Source organism: Stenotrophomonas terrae, from assembly GCF_039674165.1.
GTDB classification, from domain to species: Bacteria; Pseudomonadota; Gammaproteobacteria; order Xanthomonadales; family Xanthomonadaceae; genus Stenotrophomonas; species Stenotrophomonas terrae_A.
The window spans coordinates 14,153-39,019 of the sequence record NZ_JBDJMY010000025.1; the positions used below are offsets into that span (position 1 = coordinate 14,153).

Annotated in this window: 20 protein-coding genes and 1 tRNA gene; 10 read left to right on the forward strand and 11 right to left on the reverse strand. The window is 64.9% G+C overall.

Annotation, left to right across the window (positions count from 1 at the left end):
- The first annotated feature begins 138 nt into the window (after positions 1–138).
- Positions 139–804 carry an energy transducer TonB gene (locus tag ABE493_RS12080; protein WP_346499159.1) on the forward strand — a complete coding sequence of 222 codons (666 nt, stop codon included), beginning with the start codon at positions 139–141 and terminating at the stop codon, positions 802–804.
- Positions 805–988: 184 nt separating this feature from the next.
- Positions 989–3,799: a TonB-dependent receptor gene (locus ABE493_RS12085; protein ID WP_430980767.1), complete on the forward strand. Its 2,811-nt coding sequence runs from the start codon at positions 989–991 to the stop codon at positions 3,797–3,799.
- A 92-nt stretch (positions 3,800–3,891) separates the two neighbouring features.
- Here the strand turns inward: ABE493_RS12085 and ABE493_RS12090 are convergent.
- The 11 genes from ABE493_RS12090 to ABE493_RS12140 form a co-directional block, all read right to left on the reverse strand.
- A tRNA-Asn gene (locus ABE493_RS12090) sits at positions 3,892–3,968 on the reverse strand.
- Positions 3,969–3,992: 24 nt separating this feature from the next.
- Positions 3,993–4,463 carry a 23S rRNA (pseudouridine(1915)-N(3))-methyltransferase RlmH gene (gene rlmH, locus ABE493_RS12095; protein ID WP_346499160.1) on the reverse strand — a complete coding sequence of 157 codons (471 nt, stop codon included), beginning with the start codon at positions 4,461–4,463 and terminating at the stop codon, positions 3,993–3,995.
- Positions 4,464–4,538: 75 nt separating this feature from the next.
- Positions 4,539–4,958 carry a ribosome silencing factor gene (rsfS, locus tag ABE493_RS12100; protein ID WP_346499161.1) on the reverse strand — a complete coding sequence of 140 codons (420 nt, stop codon included), beginning with the start codon at positions 4,956–4,958 and terminating at the stop codon, positions 4,539–4,541.
- 60 nt (positions 4,959–5,018) lie between these two features.
- Complete coding sequence (gene nadD / locus ABE493_RS12105; protein ID WP_430980768.1) at positions 5,019–5,684, reverse strand: nicotinate-nucleotide adenylyltransferase; 666 nt, start codon at positions 5,682–5,684, stop codon at positions 5,019–5,021.
- Positions 5,685–5,727: 43 nt separating this feature from the next.
- Complete coding sequence (holA, locus tag ABE493_RS12110) at positions 5,728–6,771, reverse strand: DNA polymerase III subunit delta (RefSeq protein WP_346499162.1); 1,044 nt, start codon at positions 6,769–6,771, stop codon at positions 5,728–5,730.
- Positions 6,772–6,814: 43 nt separating this feature from the next.
- The gene (gene lptE, locus ABE493_RS12115) at positions 6,815–7,417 is read right to left on the reverse strand and encodes an LPS assembly lipoprotein LptE (protein ID WP_346499163.1); all 603 of its coding nucleotides are present in this window, start codon (positions 7,415–7,417) and stop codon (positions 6,815–6,817) included.
- Positions 7,418–7,508: 91 nt separating this feature from the next.
- Positions 7,509–10,151, reverse strand: coding sequence for a leucine--tRNA ligase (gene leuS / locus ABE493_RS12120; RefSeq protein WP_346499164.1), 2,643 nt, complete (start codon positions 10,149–10,151; stop codon positions 7,509–7,511).
- A gap of 204 nt (positions 10,152–10,355) precedes the next feature.
- The gene (locus ABE493_RS12125) at positions 10,356–10,958 is read right to left on the reverse strand and encodes a DUF998 domain-containing protein (RefSeq protein WP_346499165.1); all 603 of its coding nucleotides are present in this window, start codon (positions 10,956–10,958) and stop codon (positions 10,356–10,358) included.
- A 109-nt stretch (positions 10,959–11,067) separates the two neighbouring features.
- Positions 11,068–11,844: an OmpA family protein gene (locus tag ABE493_RS12130; RefSeq protein ID WP_346499166.1), complete on the reverse strand. Its 777-nt coding sequence runs from the start codon at positions 11,842–11,844 to the stop codon at positions 11,068–11,070.
- Between the two features lie 55 nt (positions 11,845–11,899).
- Positions 11,900–16,027 (reverse strand): ESPR-type extended signal peptide-containing protein, encoded by a 4,128-nt coding sequence (locus ABE493_RS12135; RefSeq protein WP_346499167.1) that lies wholly within the window; start codon positions 16,025–16,027, stop codon positions 11,900–11,902.
- 200 nt (positions 16,028–16,227) lie between these two features.
- Positions 16,228–17,178 carry a helix-turn-helix domain-containing protein gene (locus ABE493_RS12140; protein ID WP_346499168.1) on the reverse strand — a complete coding sequence of 317 codons (951 nt, stop codon included), beginning with the start codon at positions 17,176–17,178 and terminating at the stop codon, positions 16,228–16,230.
- 486 nt (positions 17,179–17,664) lie between these two features.
- Between ABE493_RS12140 and ABE493_RS12145 the strand changes: the two genes are divergently transcribed.
- Genes ABE493_RS12145 through ABE493_RS12180 form a run of 8 tightly spaced genes read left to right on the forward strand, consistent with a single transcriptional unit; the run spans position 17,665 to position 24,859 of the window.
- The gene (locus ABE493_RS12145; protein WP_346499169.1) at positions 17,665–17,859 is read left to right on the forward strand and encodes a Flp family type IVb pilin; all 195 of its coding nucleotides are present in this window, start codon (positions 17,665–17,667) and stop codon (positions 17,857–17,859) included.
- Positions 17,860–17,874: 15 nt separating this feature from the next.
- Positions 17,875–18,408: an A24 family peptidase gene (locus ABE493_RS12150; RefSeq protein ID WP_346499170.1), complete on the forward strand. Its 534-nt coding sequence runs from the start codon at positions 17,875–17,877 to the stop codon at positions 18,406–18,408.
- Positions 18,401–18,883, forward strand: a complete 483-nt coding sequence (locus ABE493_RS12155) for a pilus assembly protein (protein ID WP_346499171.1) — start codon at positions 18,401–18,403, stop codon at positions 18,881–18,883. Before ABE493_RS12150 ends, ABE493_RS12155 begins: the two co-directional genes overlap by 8 nt.
- Positions 18,884–18,913: 30 nt before the next feature.
- Positions 18,914–19,972, forward strand: coding sequence for a Flp pilus assembly protein CpaB (gene cpaB, locus ABE493_RS12160; RefSeq protein ID WP_346499172.1), 1,059 nt, complete (start codon positions 18,914–18,916; stop codon positions 19,970–19,972).
- A 14-nt stretch (positions 19,973–19,986) separates the two neighbouring features.
- Positions 19,987–21,309: a type II and III secretion system protein family protein gene (locus ABE493_RS12165; protein ID WP_346499173.1), complete on the forward strand. Its 1,323-nt coding sequence runs from the start codon at positions 19,987–19,989 to the stop codon at positions 21,307–21,309.
- 27 nt (positions 21,310–21,336) lie between these two features.
- Positions 21,337–22,590 carry an AAA family ATPase gene (locus ABE493_RS12170; protein ID WP_346499174.1) on the forward strand — a complete coding sequence of 418 codons (1,254 nt, stop codon included), beginning with the start codon at positions 21,337–21,339 and terminating at the stop codon, positions 22,588–22,590.
- Between the two features lie 2 nt (positions 22,591–22,592).
- Positions 22,593–23,948 carry a CpaF family protein gene (locus ABE493_RS12175; protein WP_346499175.1) on the forward strand — a complete coding sequence of 452 codons (1,356 nt, stop codon included), beginning with the start codon at positions 22,593–22,595 and terminating at the stop codon, positions 23,946–23,948.
- Positions 23,945–24,859 carry a type II secretion system F family protein gene (locus ABE493_RS12180; protein WP_346499176.1) on the forward strand — a complete coding sequence of 305 codons (915 nt, stop codon included), beginning with the start codon at positions 23,945–23,947 and terminating at the stop codon, positions 24,857–24,859. The genes ABE493_RS12175 and ABE493_RS12180 overlap by 4 nt, the downstream gene beginning before the upstream one ends.
- Positions 24,860–24,867: the final 8 nt, after the last annotated feature.

Below are 24,867 nucleotides of genomic sequence, written 5' to 3' on the forward strand. Positions count from 1 at the left end.
AGCTGACCGGAAACAATCCCCCCGCTTGTCGAGCGCACCGATAACAGGCGCACTGCAGCTACGGGACCGCAGTCAGCAACCCCGTCCCGTGTCATCGCGCGTTGTTCTCTGTCACACGCCCACGCATGGAGGTGGTACATGGTCCGCACGCAACAACACCGCAGTCCGTCCCTGCACGTAGAACCCTCGCGCATCCTCGCCTACAGCACCGCGCTGGCCCTGCACGCATTTGCTTTGGGGCTGTTGCTGATCCCGCTGTCACAGGTGCCGATCCACAGCGATGCGGTGCGCGAGCGCTGGCAGGTGCCCGACGCCAAACCCATCGTCCCCAACCCACCTGCGCCACCGGTCGACGTGCCGGTAACGTCCACGCCTTCACCACCACGGCAGCCGGCGCTGGCCACACCGGTGGACCACGCACCGATGCCGGTCTTCGCCACCGAAGCGGTAGTCACCGCACCAGTGGATGTAGCCCCGGCCATCGACAATCTGCCGGCCAGTGATTCGACCGCTGTTTCCACACCGCTGCAGGGTGTGCAGTTGCGCTACCTCAAGGCACCGCCGCCGGGCTATCCGCGCGATGCCCTGCTCGCCGGTGCGCAAGGCACGGTGACTCTGCGGGTATTGGTGGACGTGGATGGCACGCCACTGGAAGTGAGCGTCGAGCACAGCAGCGGCAACCGCAGTCTGGATACCGCCGCACGCAATCAGGTGCTGCGTCGCTGGAAGTTCCAACCCGCTACCGATGGCGGCCGCCCGGTGCAGGCCTATGGCTTGATCCCGGTCGACTTCAAACTTGGCTGAACAGGGCGTATCGCCCCTTATGGCAGCGCTATCTAAACGCTGCCATAAGAACCGCCAAACTGTCTGTGGCTATTAATGATTATTTCACTGCGTCGTCACCCATGGGAAACCTAGATTCGCGGCCGTCGATGTTCTTTGGCCGCGCTCTGGCGGCCTTCTTGCCGCTGTACCCTGGAGAGAGACCGTGAAACATTCGACCTACCCCCGCAGCAACCGTCTCAGCGACGCCATAACAGGCAATCTCACCCGTCTTCTGCTTGTCCCCCTGACCCTGGCAGCGACCGCACCGCTGGCCATGGCGCAGGACGAAAAAGCCACCAACCTGGACCGGATCACCGTCACCGGCTCCAACATCCCTCGCGCCACCACTGAAACCGCTTCGCCGGTGCAGGTCATCACCCGGCAGGAAATCGACCGTACCGGCAAGGCCACCATCGCCGAGTACCTGCAGACCCTTACCGCTGATGGTGCAGGCTCCATTCCCAAGAGCTTTGGTACCGGCTTTGCCGGCGGCGGCTCGGGCATCTCCCTGCGCGGCCTGGGTGCAGCCTCGACCCTGGTCCTGCTCAATGGCCGCCGCATGGCGCCTTATGGCTTGGCCGATGACGGCCAGAAAGTCTTCACCGACCTGAGCGTCATCCCGATGGATGCGGTCGAGCGGGTGGAGGTGCTGAAGGATGGCGCGTCGGCCATCTACGGTTCCGACGCCATCGCCGGCGTGGTCAACATCATCCTGCGTCGTGACTTCACCGGCGCCATGCTCAAGGCGTCCTACGGCACCTCCGGCGACAGCGACGGCAACGCCCGCAAGGCATCGTTGACCGCAGGCGTTGGCGATCTGGACACGGATGGCTACAACGCCTTCGTCAGCATCGACCTCAGCAAGACCGATGACATCCGCATTTCCGATCGCCGCGACCGCAAATGGATCGGCAATGGTGACCTTGGCCGCTACGGCTTTGATCGCGTGGCAGGCGGGCAGTTCTTTCCGCTCAATGGCGCCATCACCGCAGGCGGCACCGTCGCCGGCAACTCGCCGGTCGGCAGCATCCGCGACCCGGCAACCGGGCTGTATCAGTCGCTGCCCGGCTGTGCCCAGTTCTCCAACATCAGTCCGGCCGATGCAGGCGGTGGCTGCCTTTGGGAAACCCAGGATTTCCGCAGCCTGAGCCCGAGCGAGGAGTTCGGCAATCTGTTCGCGCGCGGCACCTTCGTGTTGTCGGACAACTACGAGATGTACGGTGAGTTCGGCTACTCGAAGAAAAAGAACGTGTTCTACAACACCCCCAATGGCGTCTCCGGCACCTGGGGTTACCCGGGCGGCCCGGTCAATGCCAGCAGTGGCCCCGGCGCCACGGTACTGGGTGCCGGCCACCCCGATAACCCGTTGGGCGTGGACGCACGTCTGCGCTACGCAGCCTTCGACGTCGGCCCGCGCGTGACCACCAACACCAATGAGTTCACCCGCTTCCTGGTTGGCGTAAAGGGCACCGCAGGCGAATGGGATATCGATACCGCCTATCTGCACTCGGCGACCCAACTGGTCAACGAACGCACAGGCTTCCTGCGCTACAGCCATGTCCGCACCGCATTGACTGATCCCAACAGCCCGGTGGGCTGGTGGCGTATTGGCGCCAATGCAGGGCTGAACTCGCAGGCGCTGTATGACTACATCTCGCCAACCATCCATGCCAACGCATCAACGTCGTTGGATATGATCGATTTCAAGGCCACCCGCAGCCTTGCCGATCTGGCCGGCGGCCCCTTGGGCTTTGCATTCGGTGCCGAGTACCGGCGGCAGAAGGCCAACCTCGACCCGCAGAGCTACACCGATCTGGGCGACATCATCGGCCTGGGCTATTCGGCCTACAAAGGCACCCAGGAAGTAGCCGTTGCCTACACCGAAGTCGTCGCACCGGTGCTGGAATCACTGGAATTGTCCGGCGCACTGCGCGTTGATAAATACAAGGGCGGCGACACCGCCACCACGCCGAAAGTCGGTTTGAAGTGGACCCCGGCCGACTGGATCGCGCTGCGTGCCACCTATGCCGAAGGCTTCCGTGCACCGGGTCCGGCGGAAGCTGGTGATGGTGGACAAGCCGGCTTCAGCACTGCGCGCGACCCGGTGCGCTGCCCGAGTGGCACCCCGGCCCCCGGCGCAACCGCTGCGGACTGCGCGGTCAATCTGGCCGTCATCACCTCGCCCGACCCGAACCTGAAACCCGAGAAGTCCAAGAGCTACACCGTTGGTCTGGTATTGGATCCGACCTCAAGCACGACGATGACCTTCGATGCATGGCAGATCAAACGCACCAATGAGATCAACAGTGGCGATACCGACCTGGCCTTGGCTGCCGGCAATGGCATCCGCTCGGACAACGACCTGCCAGGCATTCCCAACAGCGGCAGCTTGTTGGCGGTAAGCGTTGCCTATATCAACTCCGCAGCAACCACCATCCGCGGGTTTGACTTCGACATCCGCCAGCGAGTGGAACTGGGCAACTACGGCAAACTGTTGATGGACCTGCAGTGGACCCGCATCAACTCGTTCGAGCGCGACGATGGCACCGGCACCGTGTTCCAGTACGCCGGCACCCACGGCAACTGCGATGTCACCAATTGCATCGGTACGCCGAAGGACCGTCTGAACTTCGGCCTGACCTGGGACATGGACCGTTTCAGCATCAGCAGCATCGCCAATTACATCGGCAGCATGGACAACGTTGCCTTTGAAGGTGACAGCTGTGCCAATCGCTATGGCGATGGCTCCGACGCACCGCGTGGCTGCGAACTGCGCGCGTTCTACACCATCGACCTGTCCGGCCGCTGGCGTGCAACCGATGCGTTCGAGATCTTCGGCTCGGTGCAGAACGTCACCGATCGCATTGCGCCGCTGGATCCACAGACCTATGGCGCGGTCAACTACAACCCGCTGCATTACAGCGGCGCGGTTGGCCGTTACTTCACCCTGGGTGCCAAGTACACGTTCAAGTGATGTTGCCGACCCCGGCGCCGACTGCGCCGGGGTTGCTTGAACCGCGGACAAGAAAAAACCCGCATCTGACGATGCGGGTTTTCTTTGAATCTTGGCGCCCGAAGTTGGACTCGAACCAACGACCCCCTGATTAACAGTCAAGTGCTCTAACCGGCTGAGCTATTCGGGCGGGGAGGCGCATTCTATACGTTAATTACGCGCGATGGTAGGGGTGATTGGCCAACATCGCTGCTGCGCGATACAACTGCTCGGCAACTACCAGCCGAACCAGCATATGCGGCAAGGTCAGCGGGCCTATCGACCACTTCTCATCGGCCGCTGCGGACACCTCGCTGGCATGCCCTTCCGGGCCACCAATCAGGAATGCCAGGTCGCGCCCCTGCGTGCGCCAGTGTTCCAGCCGCTGCGCCAGCTGTTCGGAACTGAGCTGCCGGCCGGGCACGTCCAGTGCCACCACGTAGGGATTCTTGGGTAGCGCGGCCAGTACCCGCTTGCCTTCGTCCTCGATCGCGCGTTTGGGATCGCGGCCCTTGCCGCGCAGGCCCGGCTCGATTTCCACCAGTTCCAGCGGCAGCCAGTGCGACAAGCGCTTCTGATATTCGGCAAAGCCCTGCGCCACCCAGGCCGGTGCGCGTTCGCCGGTGGCGATCAATCTGGCTTTCATGCGTGGCCTCCTGTCAGCCGGCACAAACGAAGACGGCGCCCTGCGGCGCCGTCACAGAATCAGGAACAGTGGGGCTCAGCCCGCATCCTGCTCGTCTTCGTCGTCATAGGCAGAGCGCGGCTGGTCGCCAACGGTCCACAGACGCTCCAGCGCATACAGCTCGCGCACGCGCGGCAGCATGACGTGGACGATGACGTCGCCCAGGTCCACCAGCACCCACTCGGCTTCGCGCTCGCCTTCGACACCCAGCGGCATCACGCCCAGGTTCTTGGCGAAACGCACGACTTCTTCACCGATCGACTTGACGTGACGGGTGGAGGTGCCGGAGACCACAACCATGTAATCAGCGACGCTGGACTTGCCACGGACGTCGATCTCGACGGCATCCCGGGCCTTGATCTCTTCAAGGGCGGAATGGACGGACGCCAACAGGGCCGGCACGGAGGGTGCCGGGTTGGGCATTTGGGTCTTGATGACTTGGGCTTCGGTGGTCAAAGCAGCAGAACTCGATGAATTAAGGGGAACGATTATAGAGAACCTGGCCGCCGCCGGCATTCACACCGTTGCGGCGCTGCCATACAGGCCTTGGGCAAGGATGTACTCCGCCACGGCCGAAGGCAACAAATCGCGCCATTGCTGACCGCCATTGGCGATCAGCGCGCGCAGCGCGGTGGCCGATTCTGAATGCAGTGGCTGCCGCAGCCGCCAGACCCGCCCCGCCGGGGCATCGGCCAGGGCCTGCGCCGAACCGGCCCAGGCACCGTTCAGGCGCTGCGCCAGCGCTGCCGGCAATGCGCCGTCCAGGCCGCTGCCAGGGCGTTCAGCCACCACGATATGCGCAAGATCGAGCAGATGTTCCCATTCATGCCAGCTGGGCAGGCCGAGCAGGCTGTCGGCCCCCATCAGCATTGCCAGCGGACGCTGCGGGCCAATCTGGGCGCGGATCTCGCGCAGGGTGTCCACCGTCCACGAGGGCACACCAGGCAGCCGCGCGGCACGCTGCAGCTCGCGGGTGTCCACCTGCAGTGCGGGCTCGCCAGCGACCGCCAGCTCCAGCATGTGCGCGCGTTGAGCGGCATTGGCGCCGGGTGGCGCACGATGCGGCGGGTCGGCGGCCGGCATCAGGTGAACCGGCACCTGCAGTTCGGCAGCGGCGCAGCGGGCGATGGCCAGATGGCCGTTGTGCACGGGATCGAAGGTGCCGCCGTACAGCAGCCACACGCCCCGCTGCCCGGCAGCGGCCGCCAGCGGCGGCCCGGCCACGTCAGCGCACGCCACGGACAAGCAGGCGCACCGCGCGGGCTTCGGCCAAGGCGATCAGCAGGCGCTCCAGGGCCAGCCAGGGATCGCCCTCGGCGCGCCCCTTGGCCATGCGGTCCACCTGCGATGCTTCGGCGAGGAAGCGCTCCCAGCGGCGCGGATCGGGATGGCGCTGCAGCGCCCGCTTGAAGGGCGCCTGGCGTGACTCCCAGATGCCCTTGGATTTCATTTCCGCGCCCAGATTGCCGCCACTGGCCTGTACCCGCGCCAGCCCGGCGGTGATCAGCAGCTCGCGAATCAGGATCGGCATCAAGGCGGCCACCGCCTCACCTTCGGCGCGCAGCCCAGCCAACATCCGCAGCACGGCCGGTGCCTGTCCGGAGAAGGCGGCATCGCTGAGCCTGAAAACATCGTAACGGGCGGCATCGGCCACCAGCGATTCCATCTTGGCCACATCCAGCGGCTGGCCATCGGCCAGCAAGGCCAGCTTGTCGATTTCCTGCGCGGCGGCCAACAGATTGCCTTCAACCCGTTCGCTCAATCGCTGCACGGCAGCCGGATCGGCGCGCAGGCCCTTGCTGCGCAGGCGGCGTTCGATCCAATCGGCGAGCTCGTGCGGCTTGATTGCCCAGGCCACCGAGAGCACCCCGGCCTTGTTGACCGCTTCGGCCCATTTGCCCTGGTGTGCCTTGCTCCATTCGCCGGCGGTGATCAGCAGCACCACGTCCGGCGCGGGCCGCGCACAGAAGTCGCTGATCACCTCGGCGCCCTCTTTGCCAGGCTTGCCATTGGGCAGGCGCACCTCGACCAGACGGCGGGCGCTGAACAGGCTGGGCGCATTGAAGCTGGAGGACAGCTGCCCCCAGTCGAAATCGCGGCCATCGGCATCGAATACTTCGCGTTCGCCAATTCCGTCGGCACGCGCCTTGGCACGCACCGCATCGGCGGCTTCAATCACCCGCAACAGTTCGGGGCCGGCAATCAGGTACACCGGCGCCAAGGGCTGGGCGCTTATCTGGCTGGCCAGCTGTTCCGGTCGCAGTTCCATCGTTCAGGCCTGCTGCGGCTGTGCAGCGCCTAGCGGCGCCAACTCAGCGCACCCCGCCTGCAGCATCGGGCTTGGGCTCGGGCGCGGCAGCACCCTCCGCCGGCACCGGGGCGTGCAGGGCTTTCTCCAGATCGGCGCGGACCACGCTGTCGATGCGGCGCAGGATGGAGGCCGACATTTCACGGCGCAGTTCGTCGGCCAGGATTTCGCGTTCGGTCGTGGTGCCGGTGGCGTCCTGCGGCGGCGACACGTAGTCACGCGACAGTTCCACCGCCTGTTCCGGCACGATCACCGTGCCATCGGGGCGGGTGAACATGAACACCACTGCGTAGCGCAGGCTGTATTCCTGGGCACGGCCCTGGGCGTCGATGGCGATGGGCAGGTCGCCCCAACGCTCGGAACGGATCTGCAGACGCGCAGCGCCGGACCGCTTGCCGGCGGCGGCCAGCGTGTCGCCTTCTTCAAGCACCGTAGCGCCGGAGGCGCGCAGGCCACGGTTGAGGAGTTTGACCAACTCGCTGTAACGCACCGCTGAATCCACCTGCACCGCCGGCATATCGGCAGGCAGCGCGAGCTTGTTACGCAGATGGAAGCCGCAACCGGTGAGGCTGGCGGCGAGAATCAGGGCAGTCAGGTATCGAGTCATGCACACAGTCTGGATGAGCCGGCCGGGGGCGGCAACAGGCAGCAAGCCTGCCTGATGCCGCGTGAACAGCGCTTGAGATACCCGTTGCGGCTTACGCCGCAACGATATTGACGATCTTGCCGGGCACGATGATGACCTTGCGGATGGTCAGGCCATCGAGGAACTTCGCCGTATTCGGCTCTTCCTTGGCAAGGACTTCGATCTGCTCGCGCGAGGTATCGGCAGCCACGTCGATGGTGCCACGCAGCTTGCCGTTGACCTGCACCGCCAGGGTCAGGGAGTCCTTGACCAGCGCCGCCGTGTCCACCTGCGGGAACGGTTGGTCTTCCAGCAGCGTTTCAGCGTGACCCAACAGCTGCCACATGCCGTGACAGGCATGCGGAGTGATCGGGTTCAACAGCAGCACGGCCGCCTGCAGGGCTTCCTGACGGACCGCACGGCCCTGCGCGCTGGCATCGTCGAACTTGGCCAGTGCATTCAACAATTCCATCACCGCAGCGATGGCGGTGTTGAAGGAGTGGCGGCGACCGTAGTCGTCGCTGACCTTGCCGATGGTTTCGTGGGTCTTGCGACGCATCGCCTTCTGCTCGGCACTGAGTGCTGCAGTATCCAGCGTCGGCGCAACACCATCGGCAACGTGCTTGTGCACCATCGCCCACAGCCGGCGCAGGAAGCGCGCCATACCGTCGACGCCGGCCTCGTTCCACTCCAGCGACTGTTCCGGCGGTGCGGCGAACATCGAGAACAGGCGCACCGTGTCGGCGCCGTACTTGGCCACCATGGTCTGCGGATCGACGCCGTTGTTCTTGGACTTGGACATCTTCTCGGTGCCGCCGATCACCACCGGCTGGCCATCCGTGCGCAGGGTCGCGCCGGTGATGCGGCCACGTTCATCACGCACCGTATCCACGTCGGCCGGGTTGAACCAATCCTTGGAACCGTCGCTGTTCTGGCGGTAGAAGGTTTCGGCAATCACCATGCCCTGGCACAGCAGATTCTGCGCCGGCTCGTTGCTGTCCACCATGCGCGCATCACGCAGCAGCTTGTGGAAGAAACGGAAGTACATCAGATGCAGGATGGCGTGCTCGATGCCACCGATGTACTGGTCCACCGGCAGCCAGTAGTTGCCACGCTTGTCCACCGCCTCACGGGCGCCGGGCGAGGTGTAACGGGCGTAGTACCAGCTCGACTCCATGAAGGTGTCGAAGGTGTCGGTTTCGCGCTCGGCCGCGCCGCCACAATCCGGGCAGGTGGTCTTGCGCCATTCCAGGTCAGCCTTGATCGGCGAACCGGTACCGTTGAGGGTCACGTCTTCGGGCAGGATCACCGGCAGCTGGTCTTCCGGCACCGGCACCGCGCCACACTTGTCGCAGTAGATCACCGGGATCGGGCAGCCCCAGTAGCGCTGGCGGCTGACGCCCCAGTCGCGCAGGCGGTAATTGACCCGGCGCTGGCCCTGCGCCTTGCGTTCAAAACGCTCAGCCAGTGCCTCGAACGCGCCCTGGAAATCCAGGCCGTCGAACTCGGCCGAATTGACCAGCTCGGTTTCGCGGCTCTTGTCGCCGTACCAGTCCTGCCAGCGCGTGTCGTCGTAGTTGCGTTCGTCGTCGTTCTTCGGCGACTTCAGCGCGATGACCTGCTTCTTGGCCAGGTTGTACTTTGTGGCGAACTCGAAATCACGCTGATCGTGACCCGGAACCGCCATCACCGCGCCGGTGCCGTAGCCCATCAACACAAAGTTGGCGACCCAGATCGGCACCTGCTCGCCACTGACCGGGTGGATGGCGCGCAGGCCGGTGTCCATGCCGCGCTTTTCCTGGGTTTCCAGTTCAGCCTCGGAAACACCACCCTGCTTCAGCTCGGCCAGCAATGCGGCCAGCTGCGGGTTGTTCTTGGCGGCGTGCACGGCCAGCGGGTGTTCGCCGGCAATGGACACGAAACTCACGCCCATCACGGTGTCCGGGCGGGTGGTGAACACGCGCAGCGGATCCAGTGCAGCGCCGTCCAGATCGCGCACGTCGAACTGGATTTCCAGTCCTTCGGAGCGGCCGATCCAGTTGCGCTGCATGGTCTTGACCGAATCCGGCCAGCCCGGCAGTTCGTCCAGGCCGTCCAGCAGTTCCTGGGCGTAATCGGTGATGCGCAGGAACCACTGCGGGATCTCGCGCTTCTCGACCAGGGCGCCAGAACGCCAACCGCGGCCATCGATGACCTGCTCATTGGCCAGCACGGTGTTGTCGACCGGGTCCCAGTTCACCACCGAGTTGCGGCGGTAAGCCAGGCCCTTGCGCATCAGCCGGGTGAACATGCGCTGCTCGTGCACGTAGTACTCGGGTGTGCAGGTGGCGAACTCGCGCGACCAGTCGATCGCATAGCCCATGGCCTTGAACTGGCCACGCATGTGGGCAATGTTGGCGTAGGTCCACTTGGCCGGCGCGGTCTTGTTCTTGATCGCGGCATTTTCGGCCGGCAGGCCGAACGCATCCCAGCCCATCGGCTGCAGCACGTTGAAACCCGTCATGCGCTTGTAGCGGCTGATGACGTCGCCAATGGTGTAGTTGCGCACATGGCCCATGTGCAGCGCACCGGACGGGTACGGAAGCATCGACAAGCAGTAGTACTTCGGCTTGTCCGAGGTTTCGTTCACCTCGAATGCTTTCTCGGCCTCCCAGAATTTCTGGGCGGCGGCTTCAACCTGCTGGGGATCGTAGATATTCGGTTCGACGCTGGACATGTCAACGCTGGGCAACGGCAAAGCGGCAAAGGGTACCGCAGTGCATCATTGCACTCCAATCAGCACGCCTACCTGCATCACCCCAGGGCCGCAGGTCATTGAAATATAGAGGTTTTAAAAAAACAGGTTTTACCTGGAACTGCTGCCGACGCGTTACTTGCGCGTGCCCTGCCCCGGCAATCCCAGGTTTGCGGCCTCTACCGCTCAGCTCCGTGCCGGCGCCAGCCGCGCTGCCGCCAACAACCACAGCAGCCAGCCCAGGAACGCCAGCCGCTGCGCCATCGCCACCGGCATCGCGATTTCGAACAAGAACGCACTGCAGACCATCCACAGCGCACAGACAATGGTCAGTGTCGACAGCGTGCGCCAGCCGGCGGCCTTGCCCGCAGCAAAACGCAAGGCAATGGCTGCAGCAGTGAACGCCAGCAACCACAGCAACCAGGCACTGGCGTGGAACTGGCTGGCGCGGTTCTCGATATCGTCCACGTCCAGCGGAAACAGGCCCATCGCGGCAAAGGCGATTGCGCCCAGCAGCAGCATCTGCCCGCCAACCCGCAACGGACGCGGCGCGCTGGCCGGCATGCGCAGGATCAGGTCCAGCATCACAATCGCCGCCAGCACGCCTGGCACTACAAAGCCGAGCAGACTGAAGGCGGTGCCGCCGGGAATGCCGCGCGCGCCCAGCAGCGACACCGGATGCAGCATCTGGTCATAGCCCTGCAGCTGCGCGCCAAAGCCGGCTACCGCCGCAATGAAGACCACTACCGCCAGCGGCCCAGCCCAGGCCATTACCTTGTTCCACTTCAACACAGCACACCTTGCCAGGCTCTGGCCGGGGCACAGCTGCCACGGCTACCGGCCGCCATTGTGAGGGCAGCAGGCGACATTCGCATCGCCTGCCGCGCTCATAGCGCCCTCAACCGCCCATCCCGGCAATCTCCACGCGGCGGTTCGGCGCCAGACAATCCAGCAGCGCCTGCCCGCTAACCTGCTCGCACTGCACCAGTGCCGCGCTGTTGCCCCGCCCTTCGGCATGCAGTGAGGTTGCTGGAATGCCCTGCTCGACCAGGTAGCTGCGCACGCTCTGTGCGCGGCGTTTGGACAGCTCCAGGTTGTAAGCATCGCTCCCGATGCGATCGGTGTAGCCGATTATGGTGAGCGAAGCCTGCGCACTGCGATCCTTAAGCTGCTGCAGGAGTTCATCCAGACGTGCGCGACCGGCTGCCGACAGGTTGGCGCTATCGAAAGCGAACAAGGCATCTGCCGAAATCCGCAGCGGCGCAACCACCTCCGGCGGCGGAGGCGGTGGTGGTGCGGGTGGTGCGGGAGCCGGCTCCAGCAACGCGGCGCAGCTTGCTGGTTGCCACGCCTGGCCGCTGGCAACGCCGTCCGCGTCAAACCGGACCTGGAACTGGCATCGAATCGGCTCGGCCCCTACCGAACGCCGAAAATTGAAGACGTAGTTCCACTCCCGCACCCCCCACAAACCTTCATTGAACTGCGGCGTACCCAGCAGCGCCTGGATCTGACGCTTGTTCATGCCCGGCGCGTACTGCCGCAGGTTGTCCAGATTCACGTAGGTGCCCCCGGCCGGATAGGCACGCGCCGGGTCCGGAAATTCTTCGCGCACCTGGCCCTTGCCACAGGCGGTGAGGGTTGCCAGCAAGGCCAGTACGGTCCATTTCGTGTTCATAGCGTCCTCGATGCATAACCATGGTTGTCCAGCTGCAGCCTGCCGCTGCCCGTGATCACCACTGGAAGCCCGCCCCCACGGTCACCCCGCCATCGCCTCGGGTATTGGCCGAGCCGCTGAGCTTGTAGATCCAGCGGCCGCCGTCGGTAACACCGGACACGCCCACCGCCATGCTCGACTCACCGTGGAAGGTGCTGGCTGCCATCGAGGCCATGCGTCGGCCTGCTTCGGTTGGCTGCGGCAGGCCGGCCATGGCCATCGCCGAGGCGACACCAGCCGAAGCACGGTCGTCGATCCGCTTCATGTCACGCCCCACATCGTTGAAGCGCTGATCGGTGTAGTTCTTCGACCAATCCATGACATCCCCCATGCCCTTGTTGAGCTGCGCCACATTGACCGCGTCGGTCGGTGCCACGCCGGTACCCACGTTGTGGATGACGGTGCTGGTGCCTGGGCGGCCCATCGTCACGCTGCTGTAGTTGGTGCTGCCATCGGTGTTCTGGTCATAGCGCACCGTGCCCTGCTGCGAGGCCTGCAGCTGGCGCAGGTTCACCGCGTCGGTGGCCTCGCTGCCGTCGCCGACGTTGCTGATCTGGCGCTCGGCACCGGCTGCACCAACCGACACGGTGTTGGCACGGTTAGCCACCGAGCCTGCTCCAAGGGCAACGCTGCCGGCTGCCGATGCATTGGCGCCATCACCGATGGCCACCGCCTGGTTGCCACTGGCAGTTGCCTGCGGGCCCGCGGCCACGCTGTCCTGGCCGGTGGCCGAGGCTGCAGGCTTGGTCGAATTGACCGCGAAGTAGGCATTGCCGGCACCGCCGTTCTGGATGTTGTCGATGCGGTTGTTGACGTTGACGATGGAGCTATCCATTGCTGCAAAGGCGTCGGTGACATTGCCGAATGTCTGCTGGGTAGCAGCGCCGCCGCTGTTGATCGAGGTGATGTTGAAACTGGCTGCGCTCCACTGCCCGGTACTGTTGTCGTATTGCAGGGTGCCGCCGATGGTCGAGGCCAGCGCGTCGTTGGTGGTGGCCAGTTGGCCACCGTTGATTGCATCGAGGCTGCCACTGGCAACACTGCCATTGGCGACATTGCCCAAGGCGACCGCTGCGCCGCTGCCATCGCCGGTCAGGCGAACTTCGTTGGTCGGGTTGCCGGCGCCATCTGCGACATACTTCACCGCCAGTGGATCACTGCCACCGGGGACGCTGCGCGGCAGCAGGTTGGACAGATTCAACAGCGAATCGCTGATGGAACTGAACGCACCGCCGATGTTTGCGTACTGCTGCAGCGAAGCCACGCCCAGCACGCCGATGCTGTTGATCTGGTAGTTCGGGGCGCCCAGTACGCCACCAGTGAAGGTCGCGCCGCCCCCCAGATACGTCGCCATCGAGCCACCCAGCCCAAACAGCTGGCCACCATTGATCGCCTCCATGCTGCCTGCCGCCACAGCGCCGGCCGCAACATTGGCCAGCACCGTGCCACTTGCGGCCTGACCACCACCGAGTGTGACCTTGCTGTAGTCGACGACGCCATTGGCGTCCTCGTCATAGACCACTGCGGCCAGCCCCAGATCATCGATCTGATCCAGTGCACCGCGCAGCTGCTTGAGGTTCACCGCGTCGGTGTCCAGGCTGCCGGCGGCGACATGGGTGATCTGGCGTTCGCGACCGGCCGAGCCCACCGCCACTTCGCCGATCGAGGTCTGCGCGGCAGTCAGGCCGAACGCGGCGTAGCTGTCCTGGCCACCGCGCGCGGCATCGGACTTGTAGCCCAGCGCAACGCTGTTGGCCTTGTTCGAGGTTGCCCCGGCGCCGAGCAGGGTCTGCGCATTGGCGGTGCCCTTGGCGCTGTCGCCAACCACCACCGAGTGGCCTTGGCGTGCGTCGTAATCGGCGGTGGGAACGCCGGTCTTGCCGCCGGTGGCGTCGACGAATACCTGGTCGGCGGTCTGTGCGGCCAACCGATGCTCGGCATTGCTGCCGATCACCACTTCCTTGGACCCATTGGCAAAGGCACCATCGCCGATCAACACCTGATAATCCTGCGCCGCGGGTACCGCCCAGCATTTGAGCTGGGCCAGACCCAGCAGATCCACACAGTCCGAAGCCCAGGCCGGCGCGCCATCGGGCAGCACCAGACCCAGCAGGCCGCCCGGGTCACCGTTGTTGATGTTGGTGATGTAGCTGTCGGAGGTGACACCACCGATCAAGGTCAGGTGCGAGTTGCCGCCGGTGGCCAGGCCGCCCAGACCATCCAGCAATTCACCGACCGGGCTGAGATTCACCACCGGTATGGTGTTCAGCAGCTCCAGCGACGAATAGGTCTGCATCACATTGGTGCTGTTGACCTTCAGGCTGCCACTCTGGATATAGGGATTGCCCCCGAGCAGCGAGGTCAGCGGAGAATCCACCAGCTGGTTCACCGAGCCCACCAGTCCGCCGTTGCCGACGATCAAACCCGACGGGCCGGGCGCCACTGGCGGCGCCGCACTGGGTATGACCGGGTTGCCGGTCAGGCCACCCACCACGTTCGACAAGCCGCCGGTCACACCACCAATCACCCCACTCAGCGTACCGGTCAGCCCACTCACACCGGAACCGGACCCGGTAACGCCACCGAGCGTATTGCCGGTAGCGCCAAGCAACGTCGATGCAGTGGTATCTACCGTACCCAGCAGGTTCTGCACGGTGCCGGCGACGTCACCATTGGCAAGCGCACCGGTGGTGTCCTTCAGCCCGCCGGTCAGCGCGCCCACCGTGCCGGTGACGCCGCTACCCAAGGTGCTCGATCCGGTCACGCCGCCCACTACTGCACCCAGCAGACCACCAACGCCATCCAGCACCGGCGCTACACCGTTGACCACGCCATTGACCAATCCCCCCAGGCCCGTGCCCTTGGCAACCCCGCCAGTCAATTCCTCGACCGCACCCAGCGCCCCCGTCAGGGTTCCGCGCACAGGGTTGCCGCCTTCCTGGTTGCCCGGCAACAACAGCCCCGTCACACCCGCGACACCGCCGCCCACTTGCCCAGTCAGCGATGTCACCGTCGTGCCGGCATGCGAGGTAAGCGTCTGTACTGCAGCCACAGGTTGCCCACTGAGCACTTCACCGGTCAGCTCTTTCACCGCACCCGCCGTTGAAACCAGCGTGCCGTGCAATGGACTGCCGCCCTGCTGGCTGCCCGGCAACAACGCGCCGGTCAGATCAGCGACACCGCCACCCACGTGCTGGGTCAGCGATGCCACCGTCGTGCCGGCATGCGAGGTAAGCGTCTGTACTGCGGTTACAGGTTGCCCACTGAGCACTTCACCGGTCAGCTCTTTCACCGCACCCACCGTTGAAACCAGCGTGCCGTGCAATGGACTGCCGCCCTGCTGGCTGCCCGGCAACAGCGCGCCGGTCAGATCAGCGACACCGCCACCCACGTGCTGGGTCAGCGATGCCACGGTCGTGCCGGCATGCGAGGTAAGCGTCTGCACCGCGGCCAGCGGCTTGCCGGTCACTACTTCACCGGTCAGCTCCTTGACCGCACCTGCCGTTGAAACCAGCGTGCCGTGCAAGGGGCTGCCGCCTTCTTCCTTGCCCGGCAGCAGCACGGCGGCAATACCTTGCAGGCCTGCGCCGGTGCCGGTGAGCGGACCCACCGTCGCGGTGACCGTTGCATTGGCCGAGGCCGCCAACGGCTTTACCGCCAATGCGGCATCGGCAACCACGGCCAACGCCGCTGCCGGTGCGCCCGCCGAACCGTGCGGGCGCAGCTGCGGCAATACTGCGCGCACACCAAGCTGGGCTTGCACTGGGGCGCGCGGCGCAGCAGTCTGCGGTTTGAGCGACACGGCCGCCGCCGCATTTACCTGCAGTACCGCTGGCAGCGTTACCGACGCATTGAGCGACACACCTGCATTCGCAGCAGGCAGATGGGTGGCAACAATCTGCTGCGCATCGGTGTTGCTGTATTTGGCGACCAGGTCCTGCAGGTCGGCCAGCTTGGCGTCGGTCGCCGCCGCTGGCCCGGCCATGGCCAGCGCAATGGCGCTACCCAGGCCAGCAAGACGCCATGAAACCACCGGTGACAGCTTCTCCGGACCCGAGCGTTTGCCTTGAGCGCTGGCCAATTCCGACCCCACCACGAATGCATTCAGGGTGCGGTTCCATACCAGCCGATAGATGCGGTTCATTTGGGGCCTCCAGCTCAACCCCACCAGGCGTGGAGGGGTTCTCTCTGTGAGTCCAGTACAGCGCTGCAGGGCGCCGCCACTTACCCGCATCCGGCACAGCAATACGTTGATTTGGCAAACCGTTGCCCGTTAACGGCACGCCGATGCACGTAATCGGCAAGCAGCAACCGGCGCTTGATGCCCATCACACTCCGTGGTGATCAGGCCGGGCTGTAGGTGCCGCGCATCAAGGTTTCGCTCGGCAGCTCGCCAAACACCTTGCGATAGTTGTCGGCAAAACGCGATAGATCCCACAGGCCGCAACTCAGCGCGATCGACTTGACCGACTTGCGCCCGGCATCGGCGCTGGACAGGCTGCGGCAGGCTTCGCACAGGCGCAGCATCGACAGATAGCGCACGGGCGAAATACCCACCAGTTCCTCGAAGGCATAGCGCAGCGCGCGCTCGCTCACACCTGCCGCATCGCATAGCTCATGCATATAGATATGCCGGCGCAGGTTGGCATACATCATGTCTTCGGCGCGGCGGAAAATAAGGTATCTGGCGCGGCGGCTGCGATTGCAGCCTGCACGCTCGGGCGGGCCGTTGGTGACAACCTCTTTGACGTGGGCATCAAGCATCGCGTCGATTTCTTCGGCGCCCACTTCGCCCTGTTGGATGCGCTCCTGCAAACCCTGGTAATACTCCTGCAGGGGCACATGCGGGCGTGCGCTCAGCAGTGGCACCGCCGCCTCCTCGCCCAGCCCGCCCAAGCGCTGTGCTGCGGCGCGTTCCTGGAAGCGCTTCACCGGCACCAGTACGAAGGTGACGCGGCTGCCCGCACCCAAGGCGAACTCGGTAACACCCTCGGGCATCACCGAAACGATATTGCCCGACTGCAGCGGTACGCCATGGCACCAGCTGCTTTGCGGGTCCACTGATTGCAGCCAGCCCAGCAGGCACCAGTCCAGCGGCAGCACAAAGCGACCGCGCGTGCGCGCACCGATCTCGAACGTGCACAACAGCGCCTGGTCATGAACGAAGGAAGAAATCGATGCCGAGGGCGGCTGGTCATCAAGCAGCACGAGCTCAACGTGGCACACGCGCAGCGTGCCGCTCAGCGACGCAAGATCAAATGACCTCAAACCATTTCCGCCGACAACCGCATCCATGTGAAAGCCTTTGCGCATCCTGGACAAGCACGCGCTTCAGAAGCCTGACCATCCGCTGCAGGTCATCTACCCAACCTGCAATCCCCTGCCGCACAGCCTGAAACCCGTATTACAGATACGCACTCACAGGAACAACGAGCGACTTCCCTCGCAATAGATACTGACAAAGAAAACAAGTCTTCACGCCGGGTTCGCCACGGCGGATTAGCCAAGTCCATCACATATACGAAAAACAATTGAATCTTGCCGAATATGCGCATGCGTCCAGCAGGGCGATTGCAATGATGTTTCCGGGCATGCGCTGCGTGCCGACAGGGGACAACGGAAGCAAGGGTAGGAAACTGCTGGTACGCCCAGCAGCCTGAGCAACCGTCGGCACACTCTTGCCGGTGTCATGCGTATCCCAATGACCTCAATCGGGCAGCAATGCCCAGCACCCGGCTACCGTCGGTGCAACACCGACACCGGGTCATCAGGGAGAACATCATGAACGCACAGCTGCGCAGGTTTTTCCGCGAAGAAGATGGTGTCACCGCACTTGAGTACGGGTTGCTGGCCGCAGTCGTGGCCGGCTTGATCATTTTCTTCGCACGCGATGGCCTGAAGACGATCTTCCAGACCGTACTGGACAAGCTCACCGCCCTGGTAGGCGGCAGCGGCGGTACCGCGCCGACCAGCTGAGCCCAGGCCGCCGCCATGACCGCCATCCATCTGACTGCGCTGCTGCTTGGTGTACAGGTTGCCATCAGCGACCTGTTCGCCAGGCGCGTGTCCAACCGGGTGCTGCTGGCCGTGTTGGCCTGCGTGCTGGCAATGCAGCTGCTGCAACTCGCCGGCTCGCCATCGCTGGGCAACTGCCTGCTCGGTGGCGTATTGGGGCTGGCGGCCTTGCTGCCGTTCTATGCCATCGGCTGGATGGGCGCCGGTGATGTGAAGCTGTTTTCGGTCATCGGTTTTCTGCTGGGCGGCAGTGCGTTGTTGCCGATCTGGTTGATTGCCAGCCTGGCCGCCGGTGCGCATGCGCTGATCGTCATCGCATGGGCACCCGCCACACGCTGCGCGCCGCTGCCATTGCAGCGGATGGTGCAGTCACTGCAGGGCTCAAACCGGGTGATGGATTGGCAGATGGATCTGCGTTCGGCACGTCGCGGGCGCCGCGGCATCCCGTATGCGGCGTACATGGGCATGGCGATGATCGGCACCATCGTGCAGGGAGCAGCGTATGTCTAGGCAATCACGGGCAGGCAGGCGACGCGCACGCGGCGTGGTCACCATCGAGTTCGCACTGATGATGTTGTTCGGCGTGCTGCCGCTGCTGTTGATCACCTTCACCGGGGTGATGATCTTCGCCGCCCAGCAATCACTGGCCCTGGCGGCAGGTGAAGGCGCACGCGCATCGTTGCGCTACGGCAGTACCGCCGAGCGACGCAGCAATGCCTGCGAAGCTGCCGCACGCTCGATGCAATGGCTGTTGAACTATTCCAAGACAGCGTCTGGCTGCAGCAGCGCCGCTGCCGCACCCATCGCCGTCTCTCAACCTTATGCCTGCGCTGCCGATAGCTCGGTCAAGTGCATCAAGGTCACCACGTCCTATGACCATGACGCCCACCCCTTCATGCCGGGCACCGGCACCTTGATGGGTTGGAGCATGGGTAAATCACTGAGCAGTACCGCTGTTGTTCAACTGGATCTGGGCGACCGCTGACCAGGGACTCCAAGGGGAAGGAGCTTCACGATGCCAAAGGCAATACGCATAGCTGCAATCCTGCTACTGGTCCTGGCGGCGCTGTTGATGGTGCTGGCCTTTGGACTTGGCCGCAAAGCCGCGCCAACGCCCGAAGGCATGGCCAACAAGCCTGCGGCAACCAGTGTGCCCAAGCGCATGCTGGTCGTGGCCAACAAGGATCTTCCGGCCGGCCACCCCATCAGCGCTGCCGATCTGTCCATCGCTGAAATGGCGCTGCCGCCGGCCAACGGCTATACCACCATCGCCGAGGTGGACGGGCGCACGCCGGCAGTCAACATCGCCGCCGGCGCGATGATCACCACCGAACAGCTGCTGCAGGGCATCGCCATTGGCATCAAACCCGGCGAACGCGCCGTTGCCGTGCCGGTCGACGAGCTGGCCGGGGTCAGCAACCGGGTCAGCCCTGGCGACTATGTCGATGTTTTCATGAGCCTGCAGAACCCCGCCGCCAGCGGCAGTGGGCAGGCCAATCCGCAAGCCCGTCTTCTGCTTTCGCGCCTGCAGGTGCTGGGTTACGGCAACGCCGACATCGGCCAGGCGAACCCTGCCAGCGCCGAACAGGACAACACCGTGGGGAGCACCGCACCCGAACCGGGTAGTCGGGCCGAAACCATTGCCGCCCGCGACAACCGTGGCTCCACCACGTCCAACGGCGACGGCGCGCAGGCGCGCAGCGCGATCCTGGCGGTGCCGGTGCAGGACGCCGGCCGGCTGCTGCTGGCCGCGCACAGCGGCAAGCTGTTCCTGGCCCTGCGCAACCCCGGCGACACCGGCCTGGCGGACGAAGCCCTCTTCGCCACGCCGGCTCCGGTGCTGGCCGTGCGCAGCAATATGGAAGGCGCGGCCGAAGCCGCCGCGCGCCCGGAAAACCGTGCCTATGCCGGCATTGATCTGAATGCACTGGCCGGCGGCAACACCACCCGTGCGCCAGCCGCTGCCAGCAACAGCGCCGAGCCACAGCGGCGGCGCGCCACACGCCCCGCACCCCGCCAGGGCATCGAAATCATCCGCGGTACGACCCCATCCAACCGTCTGTCTTCGCCATGACCGGGGGCTTTCTCTTGCACCAGCGCTCTTCCAACACCGTATCTGCTGCATTGCTCGGTTTGACGCTGCTCGGCCTGGGCGGTTTTGCGCCGCCGCTTGCGCCGGCCGCACAGGCACAGACCCTGGGCAATACCGTTGTGCTCGAACTCAATGAGCAGCACCCGTGGAATCTGCCGGCAGGGGTTGAGCGCATCGCCATCGCCGATCCCTCCATCGCCGACATCACCCGCATCGGGCGCAACAGCGAAGCGCTGCTGGTCGGCAAATCCGCGGGCAGCACCACGTTGCTGCTGTGGCTGCAGAAGCAGGCCGCACCAACGCGCATCCGTGTTGAAGTGCGCAACGCCGTGCAAGGTGGCCTGCTTGACGGCAGCGGCAGCCAGCTCACCGTGCAAGGTGGCCAGGCGCTGTTGTCAGGCAGTGCCGCCTCGTTGCTGGAACACGAGGCCAGCCGCAAGGCGGCGGCCTCGGCCATTGGCGACAAGGGCATGATCAGCGATGCAGCCACCATTGCCAACGGCGGCGTGGTGCAGGTCGAAGTCAAAGTGGTGGAGTTCAACCGCAGCGTGCTGCGCCAGGTCGGCATCAGCTTCAAGAACATCAACGGCGGCTTCAGCTACGGCATCACCTCGCCCAGCGGCAGCAGCGACAGTGGCGGCGCCTTGTCGTCGGCGTTCAAGCTGGTGGCAAGCTCACTGCCCGGCGCCTGGAGCGCCAATATCGACCTGCTGCAGGCCAATGGCATGGCCCGCGTCTTGGCCGAACCCACCCTGGTGGCGCTGTCCGGGCAGAGTGCCAGCTTCCTGGCCGGCGGCGAGTTGCCCATCCTCGAACCGCAAGGCCTTGGCACCACCACGGTCAGCTTCAAACCGTTCGGCATCGGCCTGACCGTCACCCCCACCGTGCTGTCGGCCGATCGCATCGCCTTGAAGGTGGCCCCGGAAGCCAGCGACCTGGACTACAGCCGCGGCATCACCCTGGACGGCACCCAGATCCCGGCCATCTCCACCCGTCGTGCCGACACCACCGTTGAGCTCGGCGACGGCGAGAGTTTCGTCATCGGCGGGCTGGTCAGCAGCCAGCTGTCTTCCAACGTCAACAAGATCCCTCTACTGGGAGACATTCCGATACTTGGCTCGTTTTTCCGCAACCTCAGTTACAAGCGCGAGGACAAGGAACTGGTCATCGTGGTGACGCCACGGCTGGTCAAGCCCTTGGCGCGCGGCACCGAGATACCCCTGCCCGGGCAACGCGAAGCGCAACCCAAACTGCCGGTTTGGGGTGCATGGCTGCTGCACCCGGCCAGTCCCGATCAACTCCCCGGCTTTTCTCGCTGAAGCGCCGCCATGCCCCCGGTGATGCCGTTGCCCCAGACCCAAAGCCATCCAGAACTGAACCTGCTGCTGTACGCGCCGGATAACCGCCATATGGCGCGTCTGGGCGCGGCACTGGCCGGGCAGGCCAACCTGCGCTGGGTAGACAGCCGCGAAATCCATCCACGGCAATTGCTGGAGGGCGCCAACGGCCCGGCATTCGTGCTGCTCGATTACTGCGGCGGCAATGCCGCCTACTCCACCGATGTCGCCCGCCAGCTGCATGCGCTGCCGGGCTGCCCGGCGCTGATCGGGCTGGGCACCACCGGTCCGGAACAGGCCGCACATCTACTGGCCGCCATGCGCGCCGGCGTCTGTGATTTCATCGATGTCGACAACAGTCCGGCACAGATGCTGGAAGTGTTTGAACGGGTAGCTGCGGTTCCCGCCCCGGCGCGGGCCAGCAGCGTCGTACCGGAAGTCCGCGCCGATGGCCGGCTGATCGTATTGCTCGGCGTCCGGCCCGGTGTCGGCACCAGCACCTTGGCCACCCATCTGGGCGTGAGCCTGGCCGAGCAGAACCCAACCTCTCCCGATGTCGCCGGCCTGCAGGGCTGGTTGCTGCTGATCGACCTGGGCCAACCCGCTGCCGATGCCGCGTTGTACCTGGGCATGGAAAGCCACTTCGGCTATGAAGAAGCACTGCGCAATGTCGAACGCATGGATCGCACCTTTGCCGGCACCGCCTTTGCCCATCACCCCAGCGGCCTGGCATTGCTTGGCATCAGCAGCGGCACCTTGCTTAAGAAGCACGAGCCGATCGCCCTGCTCGACCGCCTGCGCAGCGTATTCCCGTTGAGCCTGTGCGATGTCGGCGGGCTGCCGCTGCAACTGCTGCCCAATACCCTGCTCAAGAGCGCATCGGAAGTGTGGCTGGTGACCGACCAGGCGATAGGTTCGCTGGTGTCGCTGGACCAGACCATGCGCGAGCTCGAAAGCCGTGGCCTGCGCGATGAGCGCCTGCAGCTGATCGTCAACCGCTTCGACCCCAATGGCGGCCTTGCCGACACCCAGATCGCCCAGCGTTTCAATCTTCCGCTGCTTGCCACCCTGCCCGACCGCGCGCGGGTGCTGCGTTCCAACGCCGGGCTCGGCCGCCTGCTTACCGACGCGGCACCGCGTGATGCGTATCTGAAAGCACTGCTGCCATTGCAGCAGCGGCTGGACCGCCGTCGTGCAGCTGCACCTTCGTCCACCGCACCGGCCTCACCGCTGGCACGCCTCGCCACTTTGCTGGGTAGATAACCATGGAAGACAAAGTCACTCCCCTGTCCCCGCGTCTGGCCGTGGCAGCACTGTCTCCCGAACCGGCGCCCAGTGTTCCGTTCGAACAGACCGAGCAGTTCCAGAGCGTGCTCTCCGCCGCCCACGAATACCTGCTCAACCATGTCGAAGACCAGCGCGTGGACATCGATTCCTGGGCGCCGGAAACCATCGGCAAGTACGTGCAATCGCAGACTGCGGCCTTCGTCAAGGAGTGGAAGATCCCGGTCAATGCGCAGGAAATGGAAGCCGTCGCCAGCGCGCTGCAGAAGGAACTCACCGGCTTTGGCCCACTGGACGACCTGCTGCGCGATCCGGAGATCGAAGACATCCTGATCAACGGCTACAAGGACGTGCATGTCTCGGCCGGCGGCATGCTGCGCCGCTCGACCCAACGCTTCAGCGACGACCGCCACCTGCTGCGCATCCTGCGCCGCATCATCGCCCCGCTCGGCCGGCGCCTGGACGACTCCAACCCGATGGTCGATGCGCGCCTGCCCAATGGCGGCCGCCTCAACGCCATCATCTCGCCACTGGCTGTGGATGGGCCGATGGTGTCGATACGCAAGTTCCGCAAGGACCCGTTCACCCCGGACGAACTGCTCGGCCGTGGCGCCTTCGACAAGCCGATGTATGCGCTGCTCAATGCGATGGTGCGCGGGCGCTGCAACATCCTTATTTCCGGCGGCACCAGCTCGGGCAAGACTTCGCTGTTGAATGCGCTGGCGACCTTCATCCCGCACAACGAGCGCGTCATCACCGTTGAGGACACCGCCGAGCTGGCGCTCAATCATCCGCATGTGGTGCGCCTTGAATCGCGCATGGGCGGCTTCGATGGCAGCGGCGCGGTCAGCATCCGCGACCTGGTCCGCAACAGCCTGCGCATGCGCCCGGATCGCATCGTGGTCGGCGAGGTACGCGGCGCGGAAGTACTGGAAATGCTGCAGGCGATGAACACCGGCCACGACGGTTCGATGGCCACCGTGCACGCCAACAACGCGCGTGACTGCCTGTACCGGCTGGAGATGCTGGCCGGTTTTGCAGGTTTCCAGGGCAGCGAGGACAGCCTGCGCCGGCAGATTGCCAGCGCCATCGACTTCATCGTGCAGATCTCGCGGCTGGGCAGCGGGCGCCGGGTGATCACCTCCATCACCGAGATCACCGGCGTCAGCGACAACGTCATCACCAGCCAGGAACTGTTCAAGCACGAGGCCTGGGTGGACCCGGACAGCCGTGAGCGCGACCGCTGGATAGGCCTGGGCTTCCACCCGCATTGCTACAAGCTAGAACCGTTCCGGCAGGAACTGCGCGAGGCCAACATGGGGAGCTTCCCCTCATGATGCTGCCGCTGCTGCTCGGGAGCCTTGCCGTGCTGCTGGTGGCAGTAGCCATGGGCCTGTGGTGGGGTCTGGCCACCCGCGTGCAGCAGCGCGCTGCCGCCAGCCACGCCGACACCCGGCTGTCACGCCCCGATCCGCAGCGCGCGGCCGAAGAAGCCCGCAACCAGCGGCCGCCAAGCCAGCGCTGGGCCGAGCTATTGCGCCGCGCTGGACTGAAGGACTCGCCGCGCACCCTGGTGCTGATCGCCCTGCCTGGCATCGCCGCCACCATCGGCGCCGGCCTGCGTCTTGGCAGCGCCTGGTTTGGCGCGTTCGTGCTGCTGCTCTATCTGCTGGGCGTGGCGCTGTGGCTATACCGTCGCATCGACAAGATCCAGCAGCGGCTGGTCGCGCAGATGCCGGATTTCCTCGAGAACATGGTGCGCATGGCCGGCATCGGCAACAGCTTGTCGATGGCTTTCCAGAGCGCCACCCAGAATGTCGATCCGCCGCTGCGGCCCATTCTCGACAACGCCTTGACTTATACCCGCGCGGGCATGGATCTGGACCGCGCCCTGCAGCATGCCGCCCAGGCCTACCGGCTGCGCCCACTGGAAATGCTGGCGGTCATCCTGGGCACCAGCATCCGCATCGGCGGCCGCAGCGACCAGATCCTGCAACGCATGAGCGACTTCATGCGTGACCTTGAAGAAGTGCAGCGCGAGCTGCAGGCCACCACCTCCGAAACCCGCATGTCGGCCTGGGTGCTGGCGCTGCTGCCGGTCGGCGCGGCCTTGTCGATGGCGCTGATGAGCCCGGATTTCTTCCAGCCCATGTTCCACGACCCGCTCGGCAAGAAGATCCTGCTGATCGCGGTGCTGCTGGAACTGTGTGGCGGCTTCCTGCTGTACCGGCTGGCCAAATCGCTATGAACACACGC

Excerpts from the sequence above, each read along its gene's own strand:
- ABE493_RS12155 (WP_346499171.1), top strand. The coding sequence starts at position 18,401 with ATGTCTAGGCAATCACGGGCAGGCAGGCGACGCGCACGCGGCGTGGTC.
- leuS (WP_346499164.1), bottom strand. The coding sequence starts at position 10,151 with ATGTCCAGCGTCGAACCGAATATCTACGATCCCCAGCAGGTTGAAGCC.
- cpaB (WP_346499172.1), top strand. The coding sequence starts at position 18,914 with ATGCCAAAGGCAATACGCATAGCTGCAATCCTGCTACTGGTCCTGGCG.
- ABE493_RS12135 (WP_346499167.1), bottom strand. The coding sequence starts at position 16,027 with ATGAACCGCATCTATCGGCTGGTATGGAACCGCACCCTGAATGCATTC.
- lptE (WP_346499163.1), bottom strand. The coding sequence starts at position 7,417 with ATGACTCGATACCTGACTGCCCTGATTCTCGCCGCCAGCCTCACCGGT.
- rlmH (WP_346499160.1), bottom strand. The coding sequence starts at position 4,463 with ATGAAAGCCAGATTGATCGCCACCGGCGAACGCGCACCGGCCTGGGTG.
- ABE493_RS12175 (WP_346499175.1), top strand. The coding sequence starts at position 22,593 with ATGGAAGACAAAGTCACTCCCCTGTCCCCGCGTCTGGCCGTGGCAGCA.
- ABE493_RS12145 (WP_346499169.1), top strand. The coding sequence starts at position 17,665 with ATGAACGCACAGCTGCGCAGGTTTTTCCGCGAAGAAGATGGTGTCACC.
- ABE493_RS12140 (WP_346499168.1), bottom strand. The coding sequence starts at position 17,178 with ATGGATGCGGTTGTCGGCGGAAATGGTTTGAGGTCATTTGATCTTGCG.
- ABE493_RS12080 (WP_346499159.1), top strand. The coding sequence starts at position 139 with ATGGTCCGCACGCAACAACACCGCAGTCCGTCCCTGCACGTAGAACCC.
- ABE493_RS12180 (WP_346499176.1), top strand. The coding sequence starts at position 23,945 with ATGATGCTGCCGCTGCTGCTCGGGAGCCTTGCCGTGCTGCTGGTGGCA.
- ABE493_RS12150 (WP_346499170.1), top strand. The coding sequence starts at position 17,875 with ATGACCGCCATCCATCTGACTGCGCTGCTGCTTGGTGTACAGGTTGCC.
- ABE493_RS12130 (WP_346499166.1), bottom strand. The coding sequence starts at position 11,844 with ATGAACACGAAATGGACCGTACTGGCCTTGCTGGCAACCCTCACCGCC.
- holA (WP_346499162.1), bottom strand. The coding sequence starts at position 6,771 with ATGGAACTGCGACCGGAACAGCTGGCCAGCCAGATAAGCGCCCAGCCC.